The 18,980-nt window shown below is 59.2% G+C and carries 17 protein-coding genes; 5 read left to right on the top strand and 12 right to left on the bottom strand.

Annotation, left to right across the window (positions count from 1 at the left end):
* Nucleotides 1–519: 519 nt before the first annotated feature.
* The 9 genes from P8A25_RS01685 to P8A25_RS01725 all read right to left on the bottom strand — a co-directional run bounded on the left by P8A25_RS01685 (nt 520) and on the right by P8A25_RS01725 (nt 11,052).
* The gene (locus P8A25_RS01685) at nt 520–2,091 is read right to left on the bottom strand and encodes an arylsulfatase (protein ID WP_102731623.1); all 1,572 of its coding nucleotides are present in this window, start codon (nt 2,089–2,091) and stop codon (nt 520–522) included.
* A 167-nt stretch (nt 2,092–2,258) separates the two neighbouring features.
* Nucleotides 2,259–2,870 carry a hypothetical protein gene (locus P8A25_RS01690; RefSeq protein WP_102722842.1) on the bottom strand — a complete coding sequence of 204 codons (612 nt, stop codon included), beginning with the start codon at nt 2,868–2,870 and terminating at the stop codon, nt 2,259–2,261.
* Between the two features lie 128 nt (nt 2,871–2,998).
* Entirely contained in the window at nt 2,999–3,682 is a 684-nt protein-coding gene (locus tag P8A25_RS01695) for a type II secretion system protein (RefSeq protein ID WP_022397614.1), read from the bottom strand.
* Between the two features lie 147 nt (nt 3,683–3,829).
* On the bottom strand, nt 3,830–4,594 hold the full coding sequence (gene tpiA / locus P8A25_RS01700) for a triose-phosphate isomerase (protein ID WP_215443506.1): 765 nt from the start codon (nt 4,592–4,594) through the stop codon (nt 3,830–3,832).
* Between the two features lie 52 nt (nt 4,595–4,646).
* On the bottom strand, nt 4,647–5,885 hold the full coding sequence (locus tag P8A25_RS01705) for a transcription antitermination factor NusB (RefSeq protein WP_215443508.1): 1,239 nt from the start codon (nt 5,883–5,885) through the stop codon (nt 4,647–4,649).
* Between the two features lie 31 nt (nt 5,886–5,916).
* Nucleotides 5,917–7,536, bottom strand: a complete 1,620-nt coding sequence (locus tag P8A25_RS01710; RefSeq protein WP_215443510.1) for a sulfatase-like hydrolase/transferase — start codon at nt 7,534–7,536, stop codon at nt 5,917–5,919.
* A gap of 99 nt (nt 7,537–7,635) precedes the next feature.
* Nucleotides 7,636–8,928, bottom strand: coding sequence for an argininosuccinate synthase (locus P8A25_RS01715; RefSeq protein WP_022397610.1), 1,293 nt, complete (start codon nt 8,926–8,928; stop codon nt 7,636–7,638).
* A gap of 187 nt (nt 8,929–9,115) precedes the next feature.
* On the bottom strand, nt 9,116–10,024 hold the full coding sequence (locus P8A25_RS01720) for a hypothetical protein (protein ID WP_215443512.1): 909 nt from the start codon (nt 10,022–10,024) through the stop codon (nt 9,116–9,118).
* A 14-nt stretch (nt 10,025–10,038) separates the two neighbouring features.
* Nucleotides 10,039–11,052, bottom strand: coding sequence for a hypothetical protein (locus tag P8A25_RS01725; protein WP_215443514.1), 1,014 nt, complete (start codon nt 11,050–11,052; stop codon nt 10,039–10,041).
* Between the two features lie 339 nt (nt 11,053–11,391).
* Between P8A25_RS01725 and rpsN the strand changes: the two genes are divergently transcribed.
* From rpsN to P8A25_RS01750, 5 genes are all read left to right on the top strand, one after another.
* Nucleotides 11,392–11,661, top strand: a complete 270-nt coding sequence (gene rpsN, locus P8A25_RS01730; RefSeq protein WP_022397607.1) for a 30S ribosomal protein S14 — start codon at nt 11,392–11,394, stop codon at nt 11,659–11,661.
* Between the two features lie 72 nt (nt 11,662–11,733).
* Complete coding sequence (locus P8A25_RS01735; RefSeq protein ID WP_215443516.1) at nt 11,734–11,994, top strand: zinc ribbon domain-containing protein; 261 nt, start codon at nt 11,734–11,736, stop codon at nt 11,992–11,994.
* A gap of 54 nt (nt 11,995–12,048) precedes the next feature.
* Nucleotides 12,049–13,461: a hemolysin family protein gene (locus P8A25_RS01740; RefSeq protein WP_215443518.1), complete on the top strand. Its 1,413-nt coding sequence runs from the start codon at nt 12,049–12,051 to the stop codon at nt 13,459–13,461.
* A 28-nt stretch (nt 13,462–13,489) separates the two neighbouring features.
* Entirely contained in the window at nt 13,490–14,104 is a 615-nt protein-coding gene (locus P8A25_RS01745) for a ribonuclease HII (RefSeq protein WP_250715703.1), read from the top strand.
* 28 nt (nt 14,105–14,132) lie between these two features.
* Entirely contained in the window at nt 14,133–14,489 is a 357-nt protein-coding gene (locus P8A25_RS01750) for a YraN family protein (protein WP_102731626.1), read from the top strand.
* Here P8A25_RS01750 and P8A25_RS01755 read toward each other — a convergent pair.
* From P8A25_RS01755 to P8A25_RS01765, 3 genes are all read right to left on the bottom strand, one after another.
* A complete protein-coding gene (locus tag P8A25_RS01755; RefSeq protein WP_215443520.1) occupies nt 14,484–16,865 on the bottom strand; it encodes a heavy metal translocating P-type ATPase in 2,382 nt (793 codons plus the stop codon). The two genes, P8A25_RS01750 and P8A25_RS01755, sit on opposite strands and share 6 nt — an antisense overlap.
* 147 nt (nt 16,866–17,012) lie before the next feature.
* The gene (locus P8A25_RS01760) at nt 17,013–17,798 is read right to left on the bottom strand and encodes a glycerol-3-phosphate responsive antiterminator (RefSeq protein ID WP_022397601.1); all 786 of its coding nucleotides are present in this window, start codon (nt 17,796–17,798) and stop codon (nt 17,013–17,015) included.
* A gap of 3 nt (nt 17,799–17,801) precedes the next feature.
* Nucleotides 17,802–18,773 carry a uracil-DNA glycosylase gene (locus P8A25_RS01765; protein ID WP_215443522.1) on the bottom strand — a complete coding sequence of 324 codons (972 nt, stop codon included), beginning with the start codon at nt 18,771–18,773 and terminating at the stop codon, nt 17,802–17,804.
* Nucleotides 18,774–18,980 lie beyond the last annotated feature (207 nt).

An 18,980-nucleotide genomic window follows, 5' to 3' on the forward strand; every position in this document is an offset into this window, starting at 1 on the left:
CAAAAATATTCCATATTGAAGGTTGAAATGGTGCGGAATGAAAGCAGGAAGCGGAGAGGTTTTTTCTTATGCCATCTTAAATTAAGTTTATTTATAATCAATGAGTTTTTTGTTAATTTAGAAGCATTCTAATACGATATTTCTTTGAATGATAAGGCTTCCTTTGTTCCAATAATTGTTAGGAAAAAATAAGAGTTTTCCATTTGGGAAACGATTTGTTAAATCGCAGTGTTTTGATGTGTTTTATTTTGATTCATGGAATATCTTTGTTTACAGGGTAAAAGCATGGAGGGCCGGACTCCTTGCGGAATTGTCCGTCAATATCCGGATGGGGAAAAGGAATGGTGAATGGGCCCCCGGATATCAAGGGGGGAACAAATATTCTTCCGGCTTTTTCCCGGAAATGATGCGGGTTCCGGCTCCGGTGGCTGCGGTGCCGGAACGTCAGGGCTTGCCCCTGGAAAAACCCTGCCGCGGTAATGTTCCGTGCGCGCCTGCCAGGCTACCCGCCGTGCCGCATTATTCGGCATGGTTTTCTTCTGCCCACTTCCTGTACTGTGCGGACAGTTGTTCAATAAGCGGCTGGTGCCTGGAAGCGAGGTTTTTTTGTTCCGTCCTGTCCCTGATGTCGTATACCTGCCAGGGGCCGCGGTTGGGAGCCACCAGCTTGAATTGGCTGGTCAGGGCCGCGCGGTTCCTCTGGTGCTCCCAGAAAATGGTGCGGGAAGGGCAGGTGCCGGGAATGTAGTCCCATACCCTGGATGGAGGAAGCTTTCCGGGATTGGCCCAGTAGGCGTTGAGCGGTTTGCCGTCCATGTGGACGGGAACCGGAAGCTGGGCCCACGCCAGGCAGGTGGGGGCGAGATCCTGAAGCAGGAAGGGGGAGTGATAGCGCGCGCCGGGACGGATTCTGGAAGGGTAGCGGATGATGAAAGGCGCGGACAAGCCGCCGTCAAAGGTCTCAATCTTATACTGGCGGTAGGGAGTGTTGGACACGGCCGCCCACATGGGGCCGTACCCGTCCCGGCAGCCGGCTTCCCCCAGCGGACCGATGGGAAGAACGGTTTTCTTGTTCCTGTTGTTCTGGGGCATTTCCGCCGTTGCGCCGTTGTCTGACAGGAACATGACGATCGTGTTGCCGCTGAGGCGGTGGCGGTCCAGGGACGCAAGGATGCGTCCTATGCCGCGGTCCATGATGGAGATTTGGGCGGCGTAGGTGGCCATGCACCTGGAAAGGTAGTCCTTGCGCTCTGCTGTGGCCTTTTCATAGCCGGAAGGATTGAATTTTCCGGCCATGCCCAGCTTGGCGGAGGGAGGGACGATTCCGAGCTGTTTTTGTTTTTCCAGCCTCTTGGAGGCGATGGCATGCGGAGATTTTCCGCGGTAGGACGGCAGCATTTTTTCTATTTCCTCCCGGGGGGCCTGAAGGGGGGTGTGCGGGGCCGTGTAAGCCACGTAGAGGAAGAAGGGTTTTTTGCTTTTGGCGGCGTCGTCAATGTAGGCCAGGGCCGTTTGGGTGATGTCTTCCGTCATGTAGAAATTCTCCGGCAGGTCCTCCGGCCGGAGCAATTTTCCGTCTTCTCCGAAGGGGCGGTCCGGCATGGGCTTGTAGTAATCCGCCGCGCCTCCCAGCAGGCCGCGGGAACGGTCGAAGCCGCGGTCCCAGGGGTAGGTTCCCCGGACTTTCCCCAGATGCCATTTTCCGGAAAGGTAGGTACGGTATCCCGCTTTTTTCAGGAGTTCAGGGAGGGTGGGGATATCCGGATTCAGCCGCCCGCGGTAGCCGGGGCGTCCGCTGTCGTCGTCCAGCAGCCCTACGTCCACCTTGTGGGGCTCGCAGCCGGTCATGATGGAGGCGCGGGAGGGGGAGCAGCGGGAAGCCGTGTAGCACCGTGTAGCCAGCATGCCCTGTGCGGCGAGGGAGTCCAGATGGGGAGTGGGGATTTCCGAGCCGTAGCAGCCCAGGTCGGACCATCCCATGTCGTCAGCCAGGATGAGGACGATGTTGGGCTTGTCCGCCGGGGAGGGAACAGGGGAGAGCAGCCAGAGGGCCATGCAGGCCAGGAGGGGGAAACTTGGAATGAAGCGCATGGGAGGAACGGGGTGTATGATAAAGCAGGCAGGCCCGCGGACGGATCCTGCCCGGAGGCTGGAAAAGGAAAGCTGTCTTCCCTGTTGGCCCGGACAGCTTGCGCGACCGGGAATTCCTCCGGAAAAAGCCGGGTGGGCGATATGGTGCGCCGGAAAAAATGCGTCTGCTACCACCACAGGACGGCGCAGAGCAGAATGGCGGCTCCGTAGGCCATGCCGCCCAGGCAGAGGGGCGTCCACCAGGCCGGTTTGGAGCAGATCTTGTTCACCATGTCACGGTACAGGTAGGGTTTGCCTATCCAGAGGAGGGAAAGGAAAATGACAATGTAGCACCAGATGGGGATGAGCAGCCTGGTGACCGGATCCTGGAGGAAGGCCGCGCTGAGAAGAGGGGCCGCCACCATCAGGCCGAAGATGCCGAGCGCCCGCGGAAAGAGCAGGTTTTTCACCTGGGTGACCATCAGCACCAGGAAAACGGGACACGCAAGCTGGAGCAGCCAGCGGATGCCTTCAAACTCCGCCAGTCCTACCCGGAAATAACTCAGCACGCCCAGCCCTTCCGGAGCCACCAGCAGGAAGAACCAGAACAGGCCGATGGCCAGCAGAACCTGGGCCAGCAGGTGGTTGCGCGGGGAGGCCAGCAGAAAGGCCTGCACCTGCTGCCTTTTTACCAGTGCGTAAAGGTGAACCAGCAGCAGAACGGCGCCCAGGACATATCCCGCCACGGGCAGCGGTATCATTCCATCATACGGATGCAGGAAGGGAGCGTGCTGGTTCATCTGAACGCTAACCTTAATGATTATCCCGGCTTCGTAAAGGCGAATCAGCGGGAGAGAGAAGAAAATTCCATCGGATTCCCGGCGTCAGGCCGCTGGAATTCCCCCGCAGCCGGCGGAGGAACGCAGGCTCAGGAGCCTTGGGTGACTTTTTCAAACGTGGGATCCTCCACAGGGGTGATTTTCCCGTCCGCGTAAAGCACCATGATGCCTCCCTGATGGCGTTCCAGGGCCGGGACCACGATTTCCTCAAAGTCCTGTTCCGTGATGACGCTGCGCCCGTCAAGCGGAATGCCGTCGCTGATCCAGGGCTTGCCGCGCAGGGCCTGACCGCGCGCCACGTTCATGGGGCGTCCCTTCCGGTTGTCCAGCCAGCTGGTGTAGGAAATGGTGTCCGGGCTGGCGGGAAGGATGGAATCTTCCGCCGCGAGGATTTCCGGCCGGTTGTCATTCTTGCAGCGGAAGGTGTCCGGAAGCATGTTCGGCTCCTTGTCGCTCCGGGCGATCAGGTCGGGCTGTTCTGCGTTCACGATGGGGGCCAGAGCGTCCCACCAGTTCCGGCACTCCCTGGCGGTCAGAAGGCTGTCCTTCATGCCGCTGGAGGGCAGTTTCCCGCCGTTCTGGCCTGCGAATTCCTTGCCCCAGTCGCTGATGCGGCGCAGGTTGTCCGTGCAGCGCGTTCTGGCCGCAGTCTCCGTAGCATGGGAATAAATGCTGTAGGATACGCCAGCCAGCAGGGCGATGATGGCGATGACCACGAGAACTTCAATAAGCGTGAAACCTTTGCTGCGTGAGGGGAGTAAGCGGGCTTTCATGATTTCCCGCCATTATGCACGATTGCCGCCGCTTGAAAAGGCAGAAACTGCGCCCTGGGGCGAAAAGCGCCGGACGGAGCTCCGGAAACGAAAAGGGCCGGTCCCGTGAAGGACCGGCCCGCAGGAAAGGAAATGGCTGGATTGCGCTTACTTGGCGGAAGTGACCAGCGCGGCGAAGGATTCCGGCTTCAGGGAAGCGCCGCCCACCAGGGCGCCGTCAATGTCCGGCTGGGCCATGAGCTCCACCACGTTTTCCGGCTTTACGGAACCGCCGTACTGGATGCGCACCCTGGCGGCGGTGTCCGCGCCGAAGACGTCGGAAATGACCTTGCGGATGAAGGCGTGGGCTTCCTGCGCTTCCTTGGAGGTGGCGGTCAGGCCGGTGCCGATGGCCCAGACGGGTTCATAGGCGATGACCAGGTTGGCCACTTCTTCCGGGGTGAGATCCTTGAGACCGCCCTTGAGCTGGATTTCCAGCACGGGTTCCAGAATGCCGCCCAGGCGTTCATCCTTCGTTTCACCGATGCAGAAAATCGGGGTGATGCCGGCGGCGATGGCCTTCTTGATCTTGGCGTTGATGATGGCGTCCGTTTCTCCGAAGTACTGGCGGCGTTCGCTGTGGCCGAGCACGACGTACTTGAGGCCCAGTTCATTCAGCATGCTGGTGGAGATTTCCCCGGTGTAGGCTCCGTTGTCATACTGGGAGACGTTCTGGGCGCCTACGGCAGTGCAGGAGCAGCCGTTCAGGGCGTTCAGCACGGAGGGGATGGTGGTGAAGGGGGGAATGACGACCACGTCGCATGCGACGTCTTTTCCCTTAACGAGGTTTTTGAAGCTTTCGATGAATTGGGCGCCTTTGGCGGGGCCGATGTTCATCTTCCAGTTGGCGGCAATGATGGGTTTGCGGGACATAGTGGAATGAGATTAATCAGGAGCACGCATTGTTGCCAAATTGGGGCCGAGGTCAAGCACAGATCAAAAGGGCCGCATACGCGCCGTCCGATTTTTCCTCATGGGGAAGGATGAGTTTTTCCTCCTTCAGGGTCCATTCCGGGTGGTTTTGCAGAAAATCCCTGACCACCAGGCCGTCTTCCTCCGCGTCAATGGAACAGGTGGAATAAACCAGTCTGCCGCCCGGCTTGACGGCCTGGGAGGCGTTTTCAAGAATGCTCCTCTGGAGGGCGGCCAGGCGGCGGATTTCCTGCGGGGTCAGGCGCCAGCGCACGTCCACGCGGCGCTGGATGACCCCGGTGTTGGAACAGGGCACGTCCAGAAGCACGGCGTCAAAACGGCGTTCCCATTCCGGAGGGCAGGGGAGGGACCAGTCCGCCTGCGCCGTCCGGACGGAGGAGGAACCCTGCCTGTCCAGGTTTTCCTTCAAGGTGGGCAGACGGTGTTCATGGAGGTCCGTGGCGGTCAGGCGCGCCTTGCCTCCGGTAGCGGCGATGATGGCGGCGGATTTGCCGCCGGGGGCGGCGCAGGCGTCCAGGATTTCCTCGCCGGGCCGGGGAGCCAGCAGGTCGATGGCGTAGCGGGTGGAGGGGTCCGCCACGTAAAGGGAGCCCGCTTTGATCTCTTCCAGCGGCAGGGCGCCGTCTACGGAGAACCAGCCGGGAGCGCGGTCCAGCGGAGCCAGGGAGGCTGGCATGCCGTTCACGGGGACCAGCGGATTGGCGCGGACGTACAGGCGCGGCGTGGTGTTGTTCCAGTGGAGCAGGGCGCGGACCGTTTGCGGCTCCATCTGCTGCGTCCACCGCTGCACCAGCCACGCCGGGGTGGAATAAAGAACGGGAAGCGGCAGTTTTTCCCGTTCCTCCAGGATGGCTTTCTCCCGCCGAAGCGCGTTGCGCAGGATGGCGTTGACAAGCCCCCGCAGGCGTGCGTGCGCAAGATTGACGGTTTCATACACGGCGGCGTGGTCTGCCATCCCCAGCAGGAAAAGCTGGCACAGCCCCAGTTGGAGGATAAGGCGCATTTCCAGGTCCAGCCTGCCTTTCCGCAGGGAGTCGATCACATGGTCCAGCCAGGTCTGGTTGCGCAGCACGCCGAAGACGAGGGCCTGCACCAGATGCCTGTCCGCCGTGGAAAGCGCAGCCCGCGAACATTCCCGGTCCACGAGGGTTTCCGCAAAGGAGCGGCCTTCATGCCAGCGCATCAGGCAGGTCAGGGCTGTCTGGCGGGAGGTGGGGGGATTGTTCTTCACCGGGGAACTCTACATGCGGAACGTTCAAGTTTCAACCTGCAAAAGCAAGCGGCGGAAAAAGGGCGGTTTTCCGGGGTTGTTCCGGCTTTTGCCTGTCTTTTCTGGGACTTCCCGCTTCCTTCCTGTAAATGGCCTGGAGCCTTTCCAACTGGTCTTTCCTTGTTTCCGCCAGATTGTGCCTTTCCTCCGGGTCGCTGCTGATTTGAAAAAGGAGCCACTTGTCCTGCTTGTGCGTGAGCTTCCAGCCGTCCCCCGTGATGACCGTGTGGTCCACCACTACGTAATCACGCTGGCTGGAAGGTTTGCCGAAGAGCATGTTTTTATAGGAAACGGAATCCTTGCCTTCCGGCATGCCCACTCCCGCCAGCTCGGCAAAGGTGGCCATATGGTCGTAGCTGGCTACCAGGCTGCGGCAAACCTTCCCGTGCGGCACGGTCCCGGGCCAGGAGACGATGAGGGGAACGCGGATGCCCCCTTCATGGTTGGTCCATTTCAGCCCGGCCAGGTTGACCATGGCGTTCTTTTGGCCGATGAGCCCGCGGCTGCCGCGGAAAACGTCCAGCAGCTCCCCGGTGCCGTCCAGAACGCCGCCGTGGCAGTTGAGGCCGCGGCCCCGCTCCTTGTCCGTGCGGTAGTAAAGTTCATGCCCGTTGTCGGAGCTGAAAACGATGATGGTGCGCTTCTCCAGTCCCAGCTTGTGCACCTGGGCCAGGATGGCGCCCACCTGCCTGTCCAGCTTGTCCACCATGGAGGCGTATTCCTCCGCCGCCCCGGCGCATTCCCTGTTGCCGCCCGCAGCGCCCGCATAGGCCTGGCGGATGGCTGGATGACCGGCATACTTGTTCTCTGCGGGGGGAATATCCACCGGGCCGTGGGGCAGGTTGGTGGAGAAAAGGATGAACATGGGCCTGTTCCGGTTTTCCTCCATGAACTTGAGGGTTTCCGCCAGCATGGCGTCCGGAGCGTACGTCACTTTGCCGTCCCGGTTTCCTCTCCGTTTTTCCGTGGCTCCCGGCCCGTAAATCTCCGGCGTCTTGCCGCCGTCGGCATGCGTGTTGCCCGGAAGGGGAAGGCGTTCGCCGTCTTTCCAGAGGAAGGAAGGATAATAGCCGTGGGCCCGCTGATGGTCCATGTATCCCACGTAACGGTCCCATCCGTGCCTTTTCAACTCTCCGTGCCAGGTGGTGAAGCCCCACTCCAGCTTTCCGAACTGGCCCGTGACGTATCCTGCCTTTTTCAGCAGTTCCGGAAGGAAAACCTCTCCTCCGGAAGGCTTGATGCGGGCCGCCCTGGCCGCTTTCTTTTCCAGTTCCTCGTTGGACCAGCCTTGTTGTTCCGCCGTGATGACCAGGCCGCCGTTTGTCTGGGTGTAGGAGCGGGAGTGGCTGTCATGCACGCCCATGAGCAGGGAGGCGCGCGCCGGGCAGCAGTATTGGCTGCTGTAGCACCGGGTGAACATGATGCCCTGTTTGGCCAGGCGGTCGATGTTGGGCGTTTTCACGATCTCCTGGCCGTAGCAGCCCAGCATGCCCATGCCCAGGTCATCCGCATAAATCAGAATGATGTTGGGTCCGGAAGCGGCAGTGGCCGGGACCGGACAGAACGCCAGAGCTGAAACAACTGCCAGAAATGTGCATGAAATAAATCCCATCACGGGCAGTACGTGGAAAAGGAAAGGATTGTTGCAAAGAAAAAACCGTCCGGAACTGGTATTCCGGACGGTTGATTGAAAACGTTGTGTTGCGGGGGCTTAGTTGCCGTAGGGCTTGTTGACGCGGCTGAACTGCTTCAGGCGCAATCCATTGAGGTGGATGAAGCCTTCCGCGTCGTCCTGGTTGTACAGTTCCTCATGGCCGCCTTCCATCGTGGCGATTTCTTCGGAATACAGGGACTGCGGGGAACGGCGTCCGGCGTACATGACGTTGCCCTTGTAAAGCTTCAGGCGCACTTCCCCGTTGACGGTTTCCTGGGACTTGGTCACCAGAGCCTGGATGGCTTCACGTTCCGGCGCAAACCAGAAGCCGTTGTAAACCAGCGTGGCGTATTCCGGAATGAGGGAATCGCGCACCTTCTGCACTTCACGGTCAATGGTGATGGTTTCAATGTCGCGGTGGGCCGCCAGCAGGATGGTGCCGCCGGGGGTTTCATAAATGCCGCGGCTTTTCATGCCGACGAAGCGGTTTTCCACAATGTCCACACGGCCGATGCCGTGCTTGCCGCCCAGAGCGTTCAGCACGTACATGACGCCCAGCGGGCTGAGCAGGGTATAGCCGTCGCGTTCACCCTTCGGGGTGACGTTCAGTTCTTTCAGCAGCGTGTCAAGGCCGTCGTACTTGATGCCGATGGCATCGCCCTTTTCATACAGGATCTGAATGTATTCGGCCTGGTCCGGAGCGTCTTCCGGGGAAACGGAAAGCTTGTACATCTCACGGTCGGCGGGGGTGGTGCCGTCGTACCAGGTATCTTCCAGCATCCCTGCTTCAAAGGAAATGTGGAGCAGGTTGCGGTCCATGGAATAAGGCTTTTTCAGCGACTGGCGGATCGGGATGCCGTGGGATTCCGCGTAGGCGATCATTTCCGTACGGCCCGGGAACTGCTTGCGGAATTCGGGGTCGCGCCAGGGGGCGATGACCTTGATGTTCGGGGCCAGGGCATTGACGGCCAGTTCAAAGCGCACCTGGTCGTTCCCCTTGCCGGTGGCGCCGTGGGCGATGGCGTCCGCTCCTTCACGGATGGCCAGGTCCACCATGTCCTTGGAAATGCAGGGGCGCGCGATGGAGGTGCCCAGCAGGTAGCGGCCTTCGTAAAGGGCGTTGGCCTGCATCATGGGGAAGATGTAGTTGGCGGCGAAGTCTTCCTTGAGGTCGCCGATGAAGCACTTGGAGGCTCCCGTAGCCAGGGCCTTGGCTTCCAGGCCGTCCAGTTCTTCCGCCTGGCCTACGTCTGCGCAGTAGGCGATGATTTCGGCATTGTATTTTTCCTTGAGCCACTTCAGAAGAACAGAGGTGTCAAGGCCGCCAGAGTATGCAACTACGATTTTCATGTACGTCAATGATTAGTGTGCGGCGGCATGATGCCCCATTCCCCCCCCGGAGGAAAGGACAAAATCATGTTTAACCACGGGCTTTTTCCCGGAACTGTCCGGAGCGGCTTCCCCGGGATGGTTCCTGAACAAAAACAAGTGGAGGTTCGTCAGGATTCGTTCACCGCATAAGCCCGGAAAGCTGCTTTTAATTCTTTTTCTTGCCTCCTCTATACAGAAACTCCGTTTCCTTGGCACGTCCCAAGGTCCGGTCCACCAGTCCGTTGATCTCCTTGTCTTCGTATCCCGCCATCCGGATGTACTGGCGCGCTTCTGCCGTACGGCCGGGAAAATACCTCGCCAGAATGCGGATCAATCTTTCTTCCAGCCATTCCTCGATAATACGTTTCATACTCCTGTTCCTGTCCTGGGCCACGATGAATTGGTCTTCCCAGCCAAAAACACGTCCCTCCCGGTGCACCTTCCACGCGTTCTTTGCCCCTTCCTTCCATCGCTTCCTCAGCTTTTCTTCGGAAGTCGCCTGGTGCTCCTCCCGGAATCCTTTTAAAATTACCGCTGCGTACAACGCGCTGAACTTTCCGAGTTCCCTCCGGTCCACGTTCATGCGTCTGGCAGATTCTTCTCTTACAATCCGGGCCACGCACGTAACGGCCACCCTTTTCATAGCTAAATCTTGCGTCCTTCTTGCATACTCCCACGGGTGTTCTCCGCTGAAGTCCACCTGGTAGAACGGCGCTGCCGTCACCAGACCGCACAAGTGGTACAGTTCTCGGCACTGTCCTCCTCCCAGGTCATCAATATGGATCCCGCAATGGATTTGAAACAGACGGGCCGCGCACAGGTAGAACAGTTCCAGCTCGTTCTTTTTGAGCATTTCCTGCAGGTGCCAGTGAGGGGAGTACGGTTCCTTCACCGGCAGGTATACCCATCCCATCTCCGCCAGCATGCGGTAGCCCGGATACTCGCGGGACTGGGCCGTTTCCGGATAGGCCAGGGAAAGGCGTACCCCTGGGATCGTCGTGGCTCCCTGCGCCGGGGATGTGATGCCGGAGCAAAGCAGGATAAGCGGGAGGAAAAGGTGGAGTATTTTCATCATTATTGTGGTAATCATTATTTGTTGTCTTGCGGGGAAAACACATGGGTTCCCTGCTGGGAGTCGCGTTCCACCTGGCATTCAAATTTGGAAATCCATGCATGGACGGCTTTTCTGGTCCTGGGGTCCGTCCACCGGACCTTGAAACTCTGCGTCACGGTATTGAGCATGTAGACATCGCGGTGCTGAATAGACTGCACGTAACGTTTGCATGCCCAATCCCATTTCTGTTCCGGGGCATCCGGACTCAATCCGGCTTTCACCTCATTCATCGTCTTTTTCCATGCTATGGTGTCAATGACCCTGTTGCCGGGATCAATCTGGGACCATGTTTCTCCGGGCCGGTGTCTTCCTCCCAGGGGAGGGAAGGTTTTGTCGCTGGCGTCCGCATCTTTTTCAATCACATGGATATTCTTGAAATTGACGTTCGTGGGATGGATCGTCAATTCCAGTTGGGCGGAAGCTCCGGGTTTGCCCCGGTCTTGTGCCTGATCCGTGGGGAAGCCGGGAAACTTCGCAGCGTCCGCAATCATTCCCCTGCCGCCTCCTTCCTTTTTCCTGTGCTTCCCGGTGATGTGCGTAGGGAGGCATACCTCCAGTTTGAGCGGTTTATCGGGCATCTGCTGCGTTTTCGAACAATATGCCCAGACTTTGATTCTGTTGTTATTTCCTAATGTTTTGGGACTCAAATCGTCATTGATGACTAATGTTACTTCTCGTTCTCCATCTGTCATTCCCTCAAGGCTGCCCAAATGCGCTCCATCTTCCAGAGTCCACCGAATGTCCTTATTCTCTCCGATAATCGCCTGCTTTCCTGTCAACGTCAAGGTAACCCTTTCGCCCATGCCCACGCAGTTTCTTTTTTTATCCTCGTCCTCGTCCGGATTCTGTCCTTCTTCCTTGGCGATGTAGTAGTCCGCGGAACATTCTTCCGTTTTCGATTCAATCTTCAGCCCCTGCATGGGTTCCTCCTCTTCCGCCGTCACACGGCAGGGGCATGCAAGAAGTGCGCCAAAGACGCAGATCTTCATAACAACCTTGTTTTTCAACAACATTCTTGAAAAAGTTTTCCAAAAATACGATTGAAGTCAAGGGAATTCCCATTTTATGCTGATGCCTTGCAGATATGATCCCGTTCCGCCGGGGAAGAAATGATTAGGAAGAGTTAAATAATCGACTGCTTCCGTTCCGCCGGAAACGCCTGTGAGGCTTTTCCTGATGGTGCCGCTTGCGGAAGAAACAGGCGTTCAAGCCGATGTGCGGAAGCTGCCAAAAAGGACGGATGACATTGAAAACGGCTTGAATTTGATGAAATTGAAAAAAAGCGCTTGATTTTTCATCCCCGGCCCTCTACTTATTCCGCCGAACTTATGGCTAAGAAGAGCTGGATCGCAAGAGACAAGAAAAAGGCTGACACCGTCAAGCGCTACGCGGAACTGCGTACGCAATTGAAGGCTGAGAAGGATTATATCGGTTTAACCATGCTGCCCCGCAATGCAAGCCCGACCCGTACGGTCAACCGCTGCCTTGTTTCCGGCCGCCGCCGCGCATTTATCCGCCGTTTCAAGCTTTCCCGTATTTCCTTCCGCGAACTGGCCAACGCCGGCATGATCCCCGGTGTGACCAAGTCCAGCTGGTAAGGGCAGGGAAAGGTTGCAGCCTTATAAAGATTTTGACGCTAGGCTGATTTTTATTTAGCCTAGCGTTTTACTATGCCCATATACGAGTATATTTCCGAAAACCCTGACGACCTCGGCCAGTCCTGCCCGGTGTGCCGCCGCGGTTTTGAATTGCGGCGGCCGGTGGACCGTGCGCCGCTTGAAAAGTGCCTGGTGTGCAAGCACCCGGTGCGCAAGGTCATTAGCCGGATCAATGTGCCGGAGGCGACCAAGCCCCTTTCCGTTTCCGACGCCAAGGCAGCCGGGTTCACCGTGCTGGAGCGCCGGGACAAGGGCGTTTATGAAAAACTGTAACACAAAAGCCGGGAAACATTCCGGCCTCCTTTCCCGTATACTACTTGAAACAGAATGAATGATCCGGACCCTCTGAGTATTCTTGCGGCCTTCGGGGCCGCTGAAGCGCCCGACGCTGTTCCGGCGCTGGGTGGAATGACGCTGGCGATTGCCGGCTTTATCCTTTTTTTACTGCTGAACGCGTTTTTTGTGGCGGCCGAGTTCGCCCTGATGAAGGTTCGCGAAAGCCAGCTGCACGCCGGGGATGGCGTTCCGGCGCGTACCCGTAGGAAGCTGGCCCGGGCACGGAAGGCGGTCAAGCACCTTGACCTGTATCTGGCCGCCTGCCAGGCGGGCATTACCCTTTCTTCTCTGGCGCTGGGATTTCTGGGCACGTTTTTCGTGGCGGAGCTGACGGCTCCCTTCCTTGTTTCCCTGGGGCTGGGCGGTAAGGTTCCCGTTTACGGCATTGCCCTGGCCGTTACGTTTATTTTCTTTGCCTGCTGCCAGGTTATTTTTGGAGAGTTTATTCCCAAGGCCATGGCAGTGCGCCATCCGGACAGGGCGGCTCTGGCGACGGTCCCGCTGCTGCATTTCTTTTACACGGTGTTCAAATATACGGGCATTCTTGGACTGACGGACGGAATTGCCCGGTTTGTGCTGAAGTACCTGCTGGGTATCGATCCCCGCTCCACGGCCTGCACGGTTCACAGCACGGATGAACTGATGTACCTGGTGGAGGAAAGCGAACGTTCCCGAGAGCTGACGAAGCAGGAGGCGGAGATCTCCAAGAATGCCCTTGAACTGAACGACATGTGCGTCAAGGACGTGATGACGCCGCGTTCCGAAGTGGACGTGATGGATTTGACGGCTCCCTTTGAGGAGAACTGGGAACTTGCCCGGAAGTCCCGCCATACCCGTTTCCCCCTGGTGGAGGGCGACCATCTGGACGAGGTGAAAGGCTGGGTGCACGTTAAGGATCTGCTCAAGCTGGTAGGGCAGGAAAATCCGGACCTTAGAAGCGTGCGGCGTGAGTTGCGCGTGGTGCCGGATACGATGCCTCTGGACAGCCTTCTGACGTTCTTCCTGAAAGAGCATGCCCATTTTGCCCTGGTGGTGGATGAGTTTGGTGATTCCATCGGCCTGGTGTTCCTGGACGATGTGCTGGAACAGATCGTGGGGGACGACATTCAGGATGAGTTTGACCAGGAGGAAATGCGGGAATTCGTCAAGACCGGCAAGGATACGTATGCCGTGAACGGAGCCGTTACCCTGTTTGACCTGGCGGATTACCTGCCTGAAATGGACCTGGATTGCCCGGGCGTCACCACGCTGGGCGGTTACGTGATCAGCCGGCTGGGTTACATTCCGGAAGAAGGGGAGGAATTGAAGATTGGCCGCTACCGGGCCGTAGTGACGGGGTCGGACGGCAGAAGAATCACGCAGATTCTGCTGACCCGCCTTCCGGAAGAACAGGAGGAGGAATAAGGCCATGACGGAAAAGTCACACCCGGATATGAGTTTTGAAAGGGAGGCCCGTTCCTCCGGTTTTCTTTATGTGGCCGGGGTGGATGAAGCTGGCCGCGGCCCTTTGGCCGGCCCTGTGGTGGCCGGGGCCGTCATTCTGCCTGAACTGCCGGAGGAACTGTCCGGGTTGAATGATTCCAAGCAATTGACCGCGGCTAAGAGGGAACGCCTGTTCCTGGCTCTGCTGGATTGCGAACAGGTGGCCTGCTCCGTGGGGGTGGCTTCCGTGGAGGAAATAGACCGTCTCAACATCCTGAAAGCCACTCATCTGGCTATGGCGCGCGCCGTGGAAGGGCTGGCCCCGCATGCGGATTTCTGCCTGGTGGACGGCCTGCCCGTCAAGGGGCTTCCCGTTCCGCACCGCGCTATCGTGAAGGGAGACGGCAGGAGCCTTTCCATTGCCGCCGCCAGCGTGCTGGCCAAGGTGACGAGGGACCGCATGATGACGGAGGCGGATGCCTCCTATCCGCAGTACGGTTTTGCAAAACACAAGGGATATGGCACGAAAGCCCACATGGAAGCCCTGCGGAGGCATGGGCCCTGTCCGCTTCATCGCCGCTCGTTTGCGCCGGTTTCACAAATGGAACTGTCCATTCCTGAATAGGAAGGAGCGGGATACGGCATGGCTGGGAATGTACGGGGAACTGGCAGCGGCTTCTTTCCTGCGTGGGGAAGGGTGTTCCGTCTTAAGGAGGAATTGGCGTCCCGTCAGGGGCGGGGAACTGGACCTCGTGTGCCGGGACGGGAACTGCCTGGTTTTTGTGGAAGTGAAAACCCGTACGGGAAACGGTTACGGGGGAGCCCGCCGCGCCGTGGACGCCCGCAAAAGGGCGCTGATACGGCGGGGAGCGGCGGAATGGCTCCGCCAGCTTCCGGAACCGGTTCCCTCCCGTTACGATATTGTGGAAGTCCTGTACCGGGAGGGGAAGCCCCCGGAATTCAGGCGTATCCGCGGCGCGTTCGGGGAGAAGGATTTGGACGCCTCATGAAAAGCGCCGCAGGCGCAGGGCGTTCAGAATGACGGATACGGAGCTCAGGCACATGGCCCCTGCCGCAATAACGGGAGAAAGCAGGATGCCCCAGAAGGGATAGAGGATGCCGGCGGCTATGGGGATGCCCAGAGCGTTGTACACGAAGGCGAAACCCAGGTTGGATTTCATGTTTTTCACGGTGGCGGTGGAAAGGGCGAAAGCCTTGGAAATCACCAGCAGGTTCCCCTTCACCAGCGTGACGCCGCAGCTCTGCATGGCTACGTCCGATCCCGTTCCCATGGCGATGCCCACATCCGCTTCCGCCAGTGCGGGAGCGTCGTTAACGCCGTCCCCCGCCATGGCGACCACGGCGTTCCCGCTTTTCAGGGAGGCGATGAGCGCCTGCTTGTCCACCGGTGTCATTCCTCCGTGGAATTCGGAAATGCCCAGCTCCCTCGCCACGGCTTCCACCGTCGCGGGCGCGTCCCCGGAGGCAATGATGATGCGGATGCCGCGCGCAGTAAGGTCCGCCAGGGCCTGGCGCGTGTTTTCCCGGATTTTATCCGCCAGGGAGAAGGCTCCCGCCGCCTGGCCGTCCACCGCGGCAAAGACGGTAACGCGGCCCTGCCTCCGCTGTTCTTCCACCCACGGAGCCAGGGAGGAGATGTCTACGCCCCGCTTCTGCATCATGTCTGCGGTGCCTACGCAAACCTTGCTGCCCTGGAAAGTCCCGGCCACGCCGCCGCCCGGGAAGGACTGGAAGTCCTCAATGGGCGACAGGGTGAGCTTTTCCTCCGCCGCCTTCTGGAGGAAGGCGCGCGCGATGGGGTGTTCGCTGTTCTGCTCCAGAGAGGCGCACCGGGCGAGCAGCGCGTCCATATTCACGTTGTTTCCCGTGGTTACGTTGACCAGGGATGGCCTGCCTTCCGTGAGGGTGCCTGTCTTGTCCATCACCAGGATATTGACCTTGTGCATGGTTTCCAGAGCGGCCGCGTCCCGGAAAAGGATGCCCAGGGAGGCCGCCTTTCCGGAAGCCACCATCATGGACATGGGAGTAGCTAGGCCAAGCGCGCAGGGGCAGGCTACGATCAGGACGGCGACGGCGTTCACCAGCCCGTGCGGCCAGGATGGCTGCGGCCCCCAGAATCCCCAGGCGAAAAACGTGAGAACGGCAATGAGCACCACCGCAAGCACAAAGTAGCGCGCCACCTTGTCCGCCAGCCTCTGCATGGGGGCCTTGGTCCGCTGGGCCTGGGCCACCAGGTTGACGATACGCGCCAGGACGGTGTCATTCCCCACGTTCTGCGCCGTCATGGTGAAGGTGCCTGTGGTGTTCAGCGTGGCGCCGATCAGCTTGTCGCCGGGAACGTGGGAGACGGGAATGGGTTCTCCGGTCAGCATGGACTCGTCTACATCGCTTCCCCCGTCCTTCAGGACGCCGTCTACCGGAATCTTTTCTCCCGGTTTCACTCTCAGCACGTCGCCGGTCTGCACGTCCTTCAGGGGAATGTCGCTTTCCACCCCGTTGGGGAGTACCAGATGGGCGGTGGCGGGGGCCAGATTCATCAGGGCCCTGATGGCTTCCGCCGTACGGGACCTGGCTTTCAGTTCCAGCACCTGGCCCAGAAGGCTGAGGGAGATGATGATGGCCGCCGCCTCATAATAAACGGGAACATGCCCGTCATGGGTAAAAACGGCGGGAAACCAGCCGGGCACGATGGTAGCGGCCAGGCTGTACAGAAAGGCGATGGAGGTTCCGGCTCCGATCAGCGTCCACATGTTGGGATTGCGGGTCTTGATGGAATCCCATCCCCGGACCAGGAGCGGCTCTCCCGCCCACAGGACCACGGGGATGGCCAGGAACAGTTCCACCCAGTTCTGGACTCCGGCGTTCATCCAGCGCGCAAGATGGCCGCCCATGGAAATAATGAAGATCAGGACGACGAAAGGCAGGGAAAAATAAAAACGCCTGCGGAAGTCATTCAGCTCCGTATCGTCCCGGGCGTTTGCGGAAGGGAGCAGCGGTTCAAGCGTCATGCCGCAGATGGGGCATGCTCCGGGATGATTCTGCCGGATTTGAGGGTGCATGGGACAGGTGTACACCGTACCGGGGGCGGCGGCCGCAGACTCCATGGCAGAGGAATGGTCCATGTCTTCATGGTGGTGCATGGGCATGTCCATGCCCTTCATGTCCATGCCGTGTCCGGCGTCCGGAGGGTGGGCAAGAGCTTCTTCCGGCGCTGCCGTGAATTTATCCCGGCAGGAACGGCTGCAGAAAAAATAGGTTTTCCCCTGATAGCCGGCCTTCCAGGGAGTATCTTCCCCGACTTGCGCTCCGCAGACGGGGTCCGTGTGTCCGGAAGCTCCATGCCGGGCATGCGGGCTGTTGGTCATATCCATACGGAAAGTGAGACAATTCCGGGACCCTTTCCGTTCCGGGACAGCCATGATTGGAAAAACCGCGGAAGCGGCTTCAAGCCCGCATTTCTCCATGCGGGCACAGATTGCGCCTGTCTATTATATATAGTGCAGGAGGAAAAATCATTCCGCCCTGAGCGCCAGAATGGCTTCCATGAAATCCTGGGGAATATCCATGCGGGCCAGTTCGTCCTGAAGAATGACGCCGTTGGCTCCGGCGTCCAGCATGCGGCGCGCGTCTTCCACGGTGCGGATGCCTCCTGCGGCCAGGACGGTGACGGAGGCGGGAATTTCTTCAATGAGTTTTTCCGTAACCGCCGGATTGGCCTGGAGGGTATGCGGATCCGCATTGTTGATGCAGACGAATTCCGCTTCCAGGTCCATGGCGGTTTCAAGCTCATTCAGGGTATGGACTTCCATCATCACGTCCAGTCCCAGCCCGGAGGCCATGCGGTACAGGTCTTCCAGGTCCTTTTCCGGCAGGGCGGCCGCCACCAGGTTGACGGCGTCCGCTCCCGAGACGATAGCCTGGCAGATCATGGCGGGATGGATGAAAACGTCGCGCGCCATGACGGGGACAGTGCTGATTCTGGAAATGGTGGAAACCATGTCCCAGGAACCGCCGTATACCTCCGGTTCCACGGCGATGGAAATGCCCTGCGCGCCGCCCTGGATGAACATGCCGTACAGGTGGCGGAGGTCCTGGTTTGACTCCCGGAGGTTGAGGACGGGATGGACCCTGGACATTTCCGGGACGACGGAAAGACGGTTTTCCCCAAGGTCCACCGCGGTGCGGAATCCCGCATAGTCATTCCTCTGGATGGCGGAGGCCCGCAATTTCCCTTCCAGGGGAAGGATTTTTTTCAAGTCGGCGCGTTTGCGCTCCAGAATGCTGTTTAAATAATCCATATGTTACTTTTTGGGCAGGAAATAGGAACGTTGCTTTTCGGAAATGGAGAGGCCGGCCTGTTCCATGACGCACAGCATGTCTTCCCAAACCTTTCGTTTTTCTGAAATATCCTCCGTGCGGAGGAGGTAGCTGGGATTGTAAGTAACGCGCACAGGCGTGTCGAAAGCCGTGTGGAACGTCCCCCTCAGGGCGGAAAGCGGCGTCTCTCCGGATTGGAGGATGCCCCTGGCCGCGATGGCGCCCAGGGCTACCACCACTTTCGGGCGCACCAGCATGATTTCCTCCCGGAGAATGGGGAGGGATACCTCTATCTCCCGGTCCGTGGGAGGCCGGTTGTTGGTAAGCTGGCGGGGGAGGGCGGGGCGGTACTTGACCAGATGGGTCAGGTAAATGTCCGTACGGGAAAGCCCCATGGCTTTCAGCATGGCGTCCAGCTTCTGTCCGGAGGGGCCGGCCAGGGGAACGCCCTGCTTTTCTTCATACAGGCCGGGGGCGTCCGTGACCATCATGATGTCCGCCCTGGGACTGCCGGAGGAAAAGACGGGCGTGTCCCGCAGGGACTCCATATTCCGAAGCGGCGGCCAGTTGACGACCAGTTCCCGGAGGGAGGACAGTTTCTCTTCCTCCGTTTCACCTTCCAGGGCAAAGGAAATATGGCGGGGCAGCGTGGCTTCCTCCTCCGTTCTGCCCGGCTGTACTCCGTTGAGGATGTCCCGGAGTTCGTTGCCGAAGGAAACTTCATCCACGGAGTCCGGCGGCTGGCCTGGGATTTCCGGCGGCGGCTGCGTTTCTCCGGAAACAGGGGGGGCGGAAACGGAAGAGGGGATTTCCCCCCTGGCGATCCGCCGTGCGTCCATGACCCATTTCCTCAAGACCGTTCTGGCCTCCTCCGTGACGGCAGCCTTCTCCACGCCCCGGGATAACAGGGCGCGCAGGTAGTCCAGCGTGAGGTGTTGGGGCAGGCCGGCAGACATGTTCGTTCCGGAGTGTAATCTATTTCCGGAGGGATGCAACAGCCCATTGGGTGTGCGCCCGGCCGCCGGGAGCAGGAGGCTTGGCGTCATCTGAAGAGCGTCGCAGGAAAGAGGGGAAAGAGAAAAAAGGAAGGGCGGCTATGAAATTTCCCCCCTCTTGTCCATGAATGCCGTTCAACGGGGCAACGCCCGCCTGCAAGCGGGCAT

Origin of the sequence: Akkermansia sp. BCRC 18949, from assembly GCF_045011645.1 — a bacterium.
Lineage (GTDB): Bacteria > Verrucomicrobiota > Verrucomicrobiia > Verrucomicrobiales > Akkermansiaceae > Akkermansia > Akkermansia massiliensis.